The organism is Aquimonas sp. (genome assembly GCF_044377145.1).
Taxonomy (GTDB): domain Bacteria; phylum Pseudomonadota; class Gammaproteobacteria; order Xanthomonadales; family Xanthomonadaceae; genus Aquimonas.
In genome coordinates this window covers 93,299-104,716 of the sequence record NZ_JBILJQ010000008.1, presented here as the reverse complement: position 1 = coordinate 104,716, position 11,418 = coordinate 93,299, and the positions used below count along the sequence as shown (strand labels likewise).

At 67.2% G+C, this 11,418-nt stretch carries 6 protein-coding genes; 3 read left to right on the top strand and 3 right to left on the bottom strand.

The features are described 5' to 3' along the window. Positions 1-40 precede the first annotated feature (40 nt). The 3 genes from ACIQ7H_RS04570 to ACIQ7H_RS04560 all read left to right on the top strand — a co-directional run bounded on the left by ACIQ7H_RS04570 (position 41) and on the right by ACIQ7H_RS04560 (position 4,438). The gene (locus ACIQ7H_RS04570; RefSeq protein WP_395788850.1) at positions 41-883 is read left to right on the top strand and encodes a TonB-dependent receptor domain-containing protein; all 843 of its coding nucleotides are present in this window, start codon (positions 41-43) and stop codon (positions 881-883) included. Positions 884-1,065: 182 nt separating this feature from the next. After that, on the top strand, positions 1,066-3,399 hold the full coding sequence (locus ACIQ7H_RS04565) for a beta-N-acetylhexosaminidase (protein WP_395788840.1): 2,334 nt from the start codon (positions 1,066-1,068) through the stop codon (positions 3,397-3,399). Between the two features lie 13 nt (positions 3,400-3,412). Next, complete coding sequence (locus ACIQ7H_RS04560) at positions 3,413-4,438, top strand: glucokinase (RefSeq protein ID WP_395788839.1); 1,026 nt, start codon at positions 3,413-3,415, stop codon at positions 4,436-4,438. Between the two features lie 28 nt (positions 4,439-4,466). Here the strand turns inward: ACIQ7H_RS04560 and ACIQ7H_RS04555 are convergent, their stop codons facing one another. The 3 genes from ACIQ7H_RS04555 to ACIQ7H_RS04545 form a co-directional block, all read right to left on the bottom strand. Continuing rightward, a complete protein-coding gene (locus ACIQ7H_RS04555) occupies positions 4,467-5,429 on the bottom strand; it encodes an L-threonylcarbamoyladenylate synthase (RefSeq protein ID WP_395788837.1) in 963 nt (320 codons plus the stop codon). 292 nt (positions 5,430-5,721) lie between these two features. Further along, positions 5,722-7,380 carry a flavin monoamine oxidase family protein gene (locus ACIQ7H_RS04550; protein WP_395788835.1) on the bottom strand — a complete coding sequence of 553 codons (1,659 nt, stop codon included), beginning with the start codon at positions 7,378-7,380 and terminating at the stop codon, positions 5,722-5,724. A 220-nt stretch (positions 7,381-7,600) separates the two neighbouring features. Next, positions 7,601-11,413, bottom strand: a complete 3,813-nt coding sequence (locus tag ACIQ7H_RS04545; protein WP_395788833.1) for a DUF4157 domain-containing protein — start codon at positions 11,411-11,413, stop codon at positions 7,601-7,603. Positions 11,414-11,418 lie beyond the last annotated feature (5 nt).

The following is an 11,418-nucleotide window of genomic DNA, read 5'->3' as shown; positions in this document are numbered from 1 at the left end:
GGAAGATGTTTCTGGCGGGCGAACCCGCAACGGCTTTGGCATGGGAGTCTCCGAACAAAGCCGCCCTAGAATGAGAGATAACGTGCTGCGTCACTGTCTCGTGGAGTGTAGGCGCGTAGGGCTGCGCCTGGCAGCCTCACGCACGATGGCGCGGCCAGACTATTCGGCATTGGCAGGCCCGATCAACCTGAGCCCGCCGCCGGATCTCAATGCGCCGAATGCAGTCGGCTCGGGCAGCGGCAGCAATCCGTTTCTGGATCCGGTTCGTTCCAACAACATCGATCTCTCCTACGAGTGGTACTTCGCTCCGCGCGCCCTGCTGAGCGCGGGGATCTACTACATGGATCTGACCAGCTACATCACGGTCGGCCGCGAACGCCAGCGATATCTGAGCTTCAATCAGCAGAACCCCAGCGGCATTCTGGTGCCTTATGACCTGACCGTACCGATCAACAGCAGCGGCACGGTCAAGGGCCTTGAACTGGCATGGCAGCAGCCGCTGGGCGAGCAGTTCGGCTTCTTCGCCAACTACACCTACGCCGACGGCGAGGAGGACGGTGGTGGAGAGCTGGTGGGCACCTCGAAGAACACCGCCAATCTCGGCGGCTACTTCGAGAACGAGCGCTTCAACGTCCGGCTGAACTACAACTACCGCTCGGAGTTCTACAGCGGTCTGGATCGCGCCAGCGCCTTCAGCCAAGACGCCGTGGGCAATGTCTCGGCCTCCTTCGGGTACAAGGTCAACGACATGCTGAGCCTGAGCCTCGACGGCCTGAACCTCAACGATCCGACCCTGAAGTACTACGCCGGCTCACCCGATCAGCCGCGCGCCTTTCTGAAGAACGGTCGCCAGTACTACCTGAACCTGCGCCTGAGTTTCTGATCGGCTCAGGCCTGCCTGCAGCGGTGCGCTCCATGGCCGCTGCAGGCAGGACGTTTCGCGGCGGTTCTCCCCTCGTTCCGACCGCCGCGGAATGCTCGCTTGGCCCGGGTTCGCCCGGGCCGTTTTTTCGAATCTGATGCAGCATGCGGACGGCGCGCACCGCGCCCGTCGAGACTGGAACCATGCCTTCAATCCCTATCCGAATTCTGCTGAGCCTCGCCGCTGCGTTGATCGCTGTCGCCAGCGGCTGCAGCCGCGCGCCGGCGCCTGAAGCAGCCGTCGCGGTGGCTCAGCCACGTTTGATTCCAGCCCCCGCGCAGATGCGCGTGCAGGGCGGTGCGCTGCAGCTGCCTGCGGCCGCCGAAGTTGCAGCGACCGGCGGCGCAGGCGCCGAACAGGCCGCGGCACGCCTGAGCGAGCTGAGCCAGCGCCTGCATGCACACGGCCTGCAGCGCGCTGACAGTGCAAGCGCGAGCGTGCATTTCGAACTAGACGCCGCCGCCGGGCTTGCGCGCGAGGCCTACCGAATCGAAGTCACCGACACCCAGGCGCGCGCGATCGCCAGCGACGCCGCCGGCCTGTTCCACGCCGCGACCAGTCTTGCACTGCTGATGCAGGTGGGCGAGGGCGGCGCGAGCATTCCGAAGGTCTCGATCGAAGATGTGCCGCGCTTCGGCTGGCGCGGCCTGATGCTGGATTCCGCACGGCATGCGCAATCGGTCGACGAGATCAAGCACCTGCTCGACAGCATGGCCCTGCACAAGCTCAACGTGCTGCACTGGCATCTCACTGACGACCAGGGCTGGCGCATCGAGATCAAGCAGTTCCCGCGCCTGACCGAGGTCGGTGGCTGTCGCATTCCCGCCGGTGCCGCCGGGCGCGATCCGCTCAGCGGCGAGCCGAGCCCCTATTGCGCCTGGTACTCGCAGGCGCAGATCCGCGAACTGGTGGCCTATGCCAGCGCGCGCCACATCGAGATCGTCCCGGAGATCGACCTGCCGGGCCACGCCCAGGCGGCGATCGCGGCCTATCCACAGCTGGGCTTGCTCGATCCCGCGCTGCCGGTGTCGCCCGACTGGGGCGTGCACAGCATTCTGTTCAGTGTCGAAGAAGACACCGTTCGCACGCTGGAGCAGGTGCTTGATGAAGTGGTGGCCTTGTTCCCGGGCCGCTTTATCCATATCGGCGGCGATGAAGCGGTCAAGGACCAGTGGCGCGCCTCGGCCCGCGTGCAGGCGCGCATGCGCGAGCTCGGTGTCGACAGCGAGGAGGCGCTGCAGTCGTGGCTGATCCAGCGCATGGAGCGCTACCTCGCGGCCAAAGGAAGGCGTCTGATCGGCTGGGATGAGATTCTCGAAGGCGGCCTGCCCGCCGGGGCTGCGGTGATGTCCTGGCGTGGCATCGAGGGCGGCGTGGTGGCGGCCGGGCAGGGCCATGATGTGGTGATGAGCCCGAGCAGCGAGCTCTACTTCGACTATCTGCAGTCGGGCTCAGAGCGTGAAGTGCCCGGGCGGCCGGCGATGATTCCGATCTCGCGGGTGTATGCCTTCGAGCCCGTGCCGCCCGCGTTGGCCGCTGACAAGCATGGCCATGTGCTGGGCCTGCAGGCCAATGTCTGGACCGAGCACCTGCGCAGCTATGCGCGCGTTCAGCACGCGGTATTCCCGCGCATCGCCGCACTGGCCGAGCGCGGCTGGAGCAGCCGTGAGCAGCGCGACTTCAATGACTTCGTGCTGCGGCTCGCGGCCCTGCTGCCGGCCTACCGTGCGCTGGATATCGCCTATGCCGACACCGGCTTCGAGGTGCAGCTGCGGGCCGATCTGAAGCCCGGGCTTGCGCAGGCCACGGTGCGACTGTCGGTGGACGCGGGCGATGTGCCGATCCACTACAGTCTCGACGGCACGCCACCGGGCCCCGAAAGCCCGCGCTACAGCACGGCGCTGGATCTGCCGCTGCCTGCCGAGGTGCTGGCCGCGGTGGTGATCAACGGTGAAGCCCAGCTGCCGCTCACAAAGATGACGCTGACCGCCGACTCCCTGCGCCTGCGCCGCAGCCCGGCGCTGATGCCGGCGACGCCGAAGCTGGTGCTGCGACTGGAAGATGACCAGCCGCTGGATTCGGCGAGTGGCGATGCCCGCGCGATCTTCAACGTCGACATCTTCGAACCGCGCTGGGAGTGGCCTGCCAGCCCGGTGGGTGCCGGTGATCGCCTGCGGGTGAGGGCAGGGCGTATCCCGTACAATTTCCAGCTGCACGGCGACGAGGCGAATCGGCGTTTTGTTCCCGCCGTATCGCCGCATGGCGAACTGCGCTTGCAGCGCGGTTGCGATGGCCCCGTGCTCGCCGAGCAGGTGCTGCCGGCCGACACTCCGGCGGCGGGATTTGCCGAGTTCGAGCTGCAGCTGCAGTCCGGAACCGCGCCCACCGATCTCTGCCTGCAGTTCAGCGGCGACAGCCGTCCGCAGCTGTGGGTCATCGACCATATCGAGCTGCTGCCCGCGACGGGCCGGCCCTAAGGAGCTTCAGGCAATGCTGGATCACGCCCTGGCGCGTGCCGACCAAGATGTGCATGCGCAGGCCGAGTGCTTTATTGCGGCCGATGTGGGCGGCACCCATGCCCGCCTCGCACTGATCGATGCGGGCAACCGCGAGGCGCCGCATCTGCGCTACTTCCGCAGCTACGCCTGCCGGGAGCACCGCGACCTCGGCGCACTGATGCGCCATTACCTCACCGAGCTCAACCAGCTCGCGCCCAGCCTGCAGCATCCGCATTCAGCGGTGATCGCCTGCGCCGGCTATGTGCTGGACGACAAACTGGTGCACGCCAATCTGCCGTGGGCGGTCGATCTTGCCGTGCTGCGCCGTTCGGTGGGGCTGGACCAGCTGGCCTTCGTCAACGACTTCGAGGCCGTTGCGATTGCGGTGGCGCGACTGCCGTTCGAGGCCATGGACGGTCTGCTCAGCCCCGCGGCCCCGCCACGCCGCGCGCCGATCCTGGTGCTCGGCGCTGGCACCGGTTTTGGTGCTGCGCTGTGCGTGCCGATAGGCGATGGTCTGCATGTGCTGGCCACCGAAGCCGGCCAGGCCGGGTTCGCGCCGGCCACCGCGGATGGCTTGGCCCTGCTCACCCTGTGGCGACAGCGCCAGCCCCAGGTGCGGATCGAAGACCTGCTGTCAGGTCCGGGGCTGCTGCGCATCTACCGCGGGCTGTGCGAACTCGGGCAACAGGCGGCCACCTTTGAGACACCGGCGGCGGTCAGCCGGGCCGCGTCGAGCGATGCGCTGGCCGCACGCGCAGTCGAGGTGTTCTGCGCCGAGCTGGGCAGCGTCTGCGCCGACCTGCTGCTGGCCACCGGTGCGCAGGGTGGCGTGCGTCTGGCCGGCGGCGTGCTGCCTCATCTTCGCGCCAACCTGCTGCGCGGCGAGTTCCAACAGCGCTTCCACGACAAGGGCGCCATGCGCGCCCAGCTCGAGCGCGTGCCGGTGCATCTGGTCGAACACGGTGACCTCGGCGTGCTGGGCGCGGCGCGCTGGCATCTGGCCGGCGGCGTTTGAGCGCGCCGTTCGGCCGACACCGCGTCGATCAACCCGGATGCGCGGCCCGCTGCAGGCGGTCGTGCACCGCCGCCCAGTCGGGTGCGGCCGGCGGCAGCTCAACCGCGATCCACTGCAGGCCTTCGGCGTCCAGACGGTGCAGCTCGGCATACAGGCGTCGCGCATACGCGCTCGCCTCGGCGGGCATCGTCAGCTGCAGCGGCCCGTTGATCGGGTTCGACTCACCGAGCGCCAGCAGCACGCCGCGGCCCGGCGGCAAGGCCTGACCGTTCTGCCACAGCATCAGCGGCGTGCGCGGCGCGTAGTGGCGCGCGTGCTGGCCGGGTGATTCGTGTGCGACCGCGCTGGCCGCGGGCGTTGTCGATGCCGCCACGCGGGTGCCGAGCACCTGTTCAAGCATCGCGACCGGGATGGCTCCGAGGCGCAACACGCGTGCGCCGTCCGCATCGATGCGCAGCACGGTCGATTCGATCCCGTGCACACAGTCGCCTCCATCGAGAATCATCCCGATGCGCTCGCCGAGGCCGGCTTCGACATGCGCGGCTGAAGTCGGCGACAGCTGCATGAACAGGTTGGCGCTGGGCGCAGCCAGCGGCTGGCCGACGGCCTCGATCAGGGCCAAGGCGACCGGATGCGCCGGCATGCGTACGCCGATCCGATCAAGCCCGCCGGTAAGTGCGTCCGGCACCAACTCAGCGCGCGGCAGCACGAGGGTCAGCGGGCCGGGCCAGAACGCCGCGGCCAGACGCGCCGCTGTCTCCGGCCACTCGTGCACCAGCGATCGCGCTTGCTCAATCGAGGCTACATGCGCGATCAAGGGACTGCTGCGTGGGCGCTGCTTGGCGGCGTAGATCTTCGCCACTGCGGCCGGGTCCAGCGCCAGCGCACCGAGCCCGTAGACGGTCTCGGTCGGGAACGCCACCAGCTCGCCCGCGCGCAGCAGGGCGGCGGCGCGATCAATGAACTCGGGTGTGGCGGGGAATACGGGCATCAGGTGCGGGTTGAGGACGGCAAGGCGCGCAAGTTTACCTCGCACCTTGTGCTGCCCCGCCGGAAAGGGGTGTCGGAGTAGCCGAGCACCTGCAGCGCAGCGAGGACGTGGCAGTGCTGCGCGGAGCAGGTGACCTGCGCATGGGTGCTGATACCGGCTGGTCCGAGGGATGCAGCCGTCACGATCGCTACCGCAGCGTCGCTGGCCGAGGCAATCTCCCCGACGTGCAGCGAGCCGGCGACCAGCAGTCGGTGAAATCTCGAATGCTCTGTCCCGGCTCGCCGCGCCGATCTCAGCGGATCTTCTTCAACATGATGTCCGCCGTCTCCAGCGCACCCTCGACCCAGCCCTGGGCGTCCGAGTACGCCTCACCGCAGATGAACAGCGGCGTGTCGCTCAGCGGCTGGACGATCTGCTGTTTGACCTCCCAGCTCTTGACGCCGATGTTCCAGCTGTTCCAGCCGCCGCCAAACGGGTCGTCGCCCCAGTCACGGAAGGCTGCAGCCTGCACCTGGGGTGAAAAGCTCTGGCCGTGGATGGTGCCCAACTGACGCGCGACCTCGTCGACCATTTCATCGTCCGCCCTGTAGCGGTCCCACGTGTTGTCGCTGGAGGTGTGCGTCACCAGCGGCTGAAACGGGTTGCGCGGCACCGGCACTTCCAGGCCTTCGCGCCAGGCTTGACGCCGTCGCGGGCGCAGGCCATCCCAGAACCCGATATTGGAGCCGTCGTCATAGCTCGCCATCAGCATGGCGGGGCCGGCCTTGGCGGGCTCTCCTTCTGAGGTAGGCCAGTAGTAGGTCTGACGCACCGGCAGGCTGGTCACCGTGCGCCCGCTTTCCACCGGCACAAACTCGCCCTGCTGGCCCCTGCTGTAGTCGTAGAAGCCGGCGGCTCGCCACCACGGATTGGCGTAGGTCGTGAACAGCTTGAACAGCGGCTGCGGAGTGACGCTGCCGATGAGTTTGACGACGCTCGGTGCCTGCAACAGGGGCGCCTTGTCGGCCACCAGCTCCAGCGAGCGGCGCGGCATGGCCAGTATCAGTGTGCTGGCCTGCAGACGCTTTCCCCCGGACAGGTTCAACAGAAACTTGCCGTTGCTCCACTCGAAACGCTCCAAACGGGTTTCGAGCATCACTTCACCCCGCAGTCTCCTGAACAGGGTTTCCATCGCCAGCGGCACCTGCTGAAATCCCTGCTTGAAGCCCTCGTACTCGGGTGCAATGCCGAAGTCCGACAAGAACCACGGGATGGCATCTGCCGCATTCCAGTTGGACACCACGCTCTCGTAGCCGCCAGCGTCCAGGCCCAGTTGATAAGCCTCACCCGTGATGACGCGCAACAGCAGATTCCAGAAGCCCTGCTCATACAGCGGTTGACCATCGAAGCTCGCCTTGCTCGCCATCTCATGGCGCTCGGCGTTGGTCAGGCCCGCCGCGGTGATGCCCGGCACGATCTGCTCAATGGCATTGACCATGACCACACCCGGCGTGTTGCCCTGCTCCAGGAACGATAGTTGATAGGGCACCTTGCTCGGGTTCCGGGTGAAGTCCGACAGCCGCAGATGCACGCCCCGCAGGTAGGCGATGTTCTGCGGCTGGTCCACCGGGAACGGGTAGGTTTCGATGCGTTCGTTCTTGGGCAATGCCTTGTTCAGTTCCTTCAGCAAGGCAACGATCAGCGGCTGGGTCTTGGGCAGGATGCGCATACCGCCCAGCTCGGCGACCATGTTCGGTATGCCCGGCGGCCGTACCGACAGCAGCCGCCCGCCGATATGGTCGGCCGCTTCGATCAGCACGATCCGGCGGTTCGGGTTGCGCTGCTTGAGTCGCCAGGCGCTGTACACGCCCGAGACGCCGCCGCCGACAATGGCGATATCCACATTGGCGTGGGTGTCGGCGGCTTCCGCCGCCTTCGCCGCCTTCGTCGACTTCCTTCTGCTTTCAGCCATAAAGCCCCCTTCGGCAGTGTGTGACTGCCACGTTATGGTTAGGAGAAGCTACCTCGCACTACAGTTCGCGGTGAAGCGCATGGAGCCTACACGCCTGAAGCAGCCAAGTGCATGCTGCGCCCCGCGAGCACGGGTTGATTCGGGAACATTCGAGTCAGCCGGTGGCCCGGCACGGCGGCGTGCCGCCCGCTGGCAGCTGCAAATCGCCGGCATTTGGCGATCACACCAGCGTATCGAAGGCGCTCTTGATGATGCCCTTGGCATCCAGTTCCGGCTTCTTGACGCTGATGTTGTCCAGGCTGAGGTCGAGGCCATCCTTCTCCGACCAGTTGACCGGAAAGCTCACGCCCAGCTCCATGTCGGGGCCAAACTCGCCGAGCTTCTTGGTCCACGGTCCCCACTGCTTTTCGAGCTCGGTGATGCCGAGGTCGACGCCGGCGAAGACCGAGGCGTTCACTCCGACCTCGAACTTCGGTCGGGCAGTGATCTCGGCCTTGGCGCCGACCGCGATGCCGTCGTTGCGATTCCAGCTGACATCCACGCCGAATGAGCCATCCAGGCCCAGACCGAGCGTACCGCTCAGCCCGACGCGGCCCTTGACGTAGGCCACGGCGACCTGGGCCTTCAGCCCGCCGCCGACATCCAGCGTCAACCCGGCGTAGGAGGGCACGAAGAAGTTGGCCTTGCCGGTGACGGTCGCGTCTTCTGGCTTGTCGAGGTCCATCACCGCCTTCAGGCTGGCGTCGCGCAGCTGGCCGGGGCCGACGTAGGCGTTGAAGCTCACGTTGGCGTCGGCGTAGGCAAAGATGCCGACGCCGACCGGGCCGACCTTGACACCCCAGATCGGAAAGTCGGGCGTGCTCACCGACAGCAGCGACTTGGTGTACTCCTTCTTCTCGAACAGATCGACGGTGGGTGGCAGCGCGATTTCGCCGGCCAGAATCACTGCGCCGGCGGGCGTGTATTCGATACCGACCTTGCCGGTCAGCACCTTGCCGAAGGCCACGCTGGCCTCGCCCTTGCCCCAGATGCGCAGTTCACCAACCGGCCCACCCTCGACCGGATTGCCCTCGGCGTCGGTGGCGGCATTGGTTGCGGTGATCTGCAGCCAGCCGGTGGCCGGGCCTTTGGCGACATCGGCGCGACCTTTGAAGGTGACCGACTCACCGTCGTAGAGAATATCCAGCGTCGCGGTCGCACCTGCCGCGTTGAGCTTGGCCGAGCCGCCGCCGCTGAGCTTCCATTCGCCGCTGTCCGGACTGCGCACCGCGCGCACGGTGACAGTGGCGCCAGACACTCCCGGCAGCTTGTCGACCGGCAGCGGCAGATCCTTGCCTTCGATGCTGAGCCCGGTCTCCGGCATGTAGCCGATCGTCACCGTGCTGCCCTTGAGCACACCGCCGAGGTTGAGACTGCCGCTCAGGCCGAAGCTCTCGCGGGTGACTTCAACCGTGACCGAACCCGACTCCACCCCGGGCAGACTGCCGGCCTTGACCTGCAGCTCGGCCTTGGCGGTGAAGCTGTCGTCTTTCAGCGCATAGGTGGCCGATACCTCGGCTTTCTCAAGGAAGTCCAGATCGAGGTTGAACACGCCGCCCAGGGTGACGCCATCGTTTTCGCCGCGCGCGGTGAGCGTGCCAGTGCCGACCTGGTCGACCGCGATGCCCGCCACGCCCTGGATGAAGAATCCGTTCGCGCCGACGCCGAGCTCCACGGCCGCCTCGGTCACTTTGACCGGGCCGAAGTTCAGGCTCTCGGTCGGCACCGGGAACTGGATCAGCACGTCGTCGCCGCGCAGCAGGATCGGCACGTTCAAGTTGGGCAGCAGCTGCTTGGACGACAGCACTGAGCCTTCTGCCACCACTTCGCCGTCCGGCGTGATCTGCACGTTGGAGAACGATACCGGGCTCAGTGGCTCGAAGTGGGCGCCGCTGAAGGCCGCGGTAAGGCTGTCGCGGGTGATGTAGCCGCCGAAGCCGAGATTCTCGTCGTGCTGCACGGTCAGCGCTGCATCGGCGAACACCAGCACCTTCGATTTCGTGTCCTCCTTCTTGGTTCGGCGCACCTGCAGGGTGCTCAGCACGCCGCCCTTGTTGCCTGCAGTCGGCGCGTTGAAGGGCGCATCGCCGATCAACTCGAAGCCGCGGTAGAAGAAGCTCGGCTTCTGCAGGCTGCTGCCGTCCTTGGACACCTCGAAGCGCACCGCGCGGCCGCCGGAAGGGCCAGGAAAAACATTGATGTGGGTCGGGACTTCCCCCTCCTTGAACACGAAGCCCTGCTTCACAAGCTCCATCTCGGTCATCGCATGGAAGTGCTTGAGGTGCTCGCCATCGCGGATCTGTTTGCGTGTCCATGAGGTGTCGGTGCTGCCGCCTTTGCCGCCGGACACGGTGTTGAACACCATCACCCAGTTGCGACGTACTTCGGTGGCGCTGGTAGGCAAGGGGCTGACGGGCGTGGCCTTGCTCTTGGTCAGCTCAGCCTGGGCGGCCTTCAAGGTCTCATCGATCGACTTGACCACGCCGCTCTTGACCGTCGCCCCGGAGGAGCGATTGACCCCACTCTCCAGCAGCCACATGTTTTCGGCAGAGTCCTGCCCGCCGACCTGCAGCTCGAGCGCATGGTCGGCATCGAGACTGGCGCGCGCGCCCTTCGGGCTCAGCATCGGCCGCAGCAGACTGTCGTGTTCGGACAACTGCTGGGTGGTGCCGATGATCATGGTGTCGGTGCCGGCAGCACCCTTGCCGCCGCTGTAGAGCACATAGACCGGTGCGCCGCTCTTCGCCACCGAGGCCGCATTGCCCTGGGCCTGGATCTGGGCTTCCAGCTTGGTCTTCAGGCCCGCCGCGAAGTTGGATTTGGCGTAGGCCACCCAGGTCTCAAACGCTTTGCCTTCGCCGCGCTCGGGCACTGGATCGAGCTTGAACGAGGCCCCCGCGGAGGGCAGGGCACGGCCACCGTCAGCAGCGGGCTCGGGCTTGCTGCCGGCCGAGCCCTTGAGCTCCCCGGCAATCGTCGGCAGCTCAAGTTTCGGGACGGTGAACGTGCCCTTGGCGGCGCCGACCGCCTCCAGCTTGATGCTCCAGCCGTCACCGCTGATCTCGTTGACCTTATCGGTCGCTGCCGCGTCCGTGGCCGCGGCACCCTGGGTGGCGGGCGTTCGCTGGATCCGCTGCGCGGCGGCCGAGCCGCCGCCCTGCTGAACGGTATGGGCGACCTCATGTGCGATCAGATGACGGCCACCGCTGGAATCCGGATCGTACTGGCCGGGGCCGAAAAAGATGTCCTGGCCGACGGTGAAGGCGCGCGCGTTCAGCGCCTCGGCGGCCTCGCCCGCGGCGCGGTTGTCATGCAGGCGAACATCGCCGAGATCGCTGCCGATGTGGCCTTCCAGGTCGTCGCGCACCGGAGCATCCAGGCCCTTGGCGGGCCCTTTGCGCATCTGCTGGATCGAGTGCTCAACCGCTGCTGGCGCCGCGCCACCCTCGGCGCCGGGGCTGGCGGGAGCCGCGCTGGGCTTGCCAGCTTGCGGTTCTTTCGCAGCGTCGCCGGTGGGCTCAGGCGCTGCCGGGCTGCCGGTCGCCGGCGTAGTGCCGGTCTCGCCAGGCGGTGCATCGGGCTGGCTCGCGCGCTGCACGGGGGCCGGCGATGCCGGCTTGCTGGGCTCCGGTTCGGGTTCGGATTCGGGCTCCGGCGGCTCGGTCTTGATCGTCGGCGGTGGTGCGGCCTTGGCGGCCTCGGGTCCGCCACCGCGCGGGCTCAGCTGCGCACGCGCTTCAGGCGGCGCGGGCTGCTCGTCGTCGGTCTGTTCCGGTGCTGATGCAACCGGCAGTGCGCTGCGCTGCGCACCCACCGCCGAGATCGATGCCGGCGCGGCTGAGGGCGGCGCGGCGCCCTGGCTGAAGCCAGTGGCGATCCGTTCCGCCTCGTACTCGTGCCGATCGTGGGTGGCGCCGACCGCGAGCTTGGTCTGCAGACCAAAGGGGCGCGCTTTCGACGCGGGCTGAGCGGAGCGGGTAGGCGGTGCGCGCACGCGGC

What these genes read in the sequence shown, in the direction of transcription:
- ACIQ7H_RS04570 (WP_395788850.1), top strand. Translation starts at nt 41, where the DNA reads ATGGGAGTCTCCGAACAAAGCCGCCCTAGAATGAGAGATAACGTGCTG.
- ACIQ7H_RS04560 (WP_395788839.1), top strand. Translation starts at nt 3,413, where the DNA reads ATGCTGGATCACGCCCTGGCGCGTGCCGACCAAGATGTGCATGCGCAG.
- ACIQ7H_RS04565 (WP_395788840.1), top strand. Translation starts at nt 1,066, where the DNA reads ATGCCTTCAATCCCTATCCGAATTCTGCTGAGCCTCGCCGCTGCGTTG.
- ACIQ7H_RS04555 (WP_395788837.1), bottom strand. Translation starts at nt 5,429, where the DNA reads ATGCCCGTATTCCCCGCCACACCCGAGTTCATTGATCGCGCCGCCGCC.
- ACIQ7H_RS04550 (WP_395788835.1), bottom strand. Translation starts at nt 7,380, where the DNA reads ATGGCTGAAAGCAGAAGGAAGTCGACGAAGGCGGCGAAGGCGGCGGAA.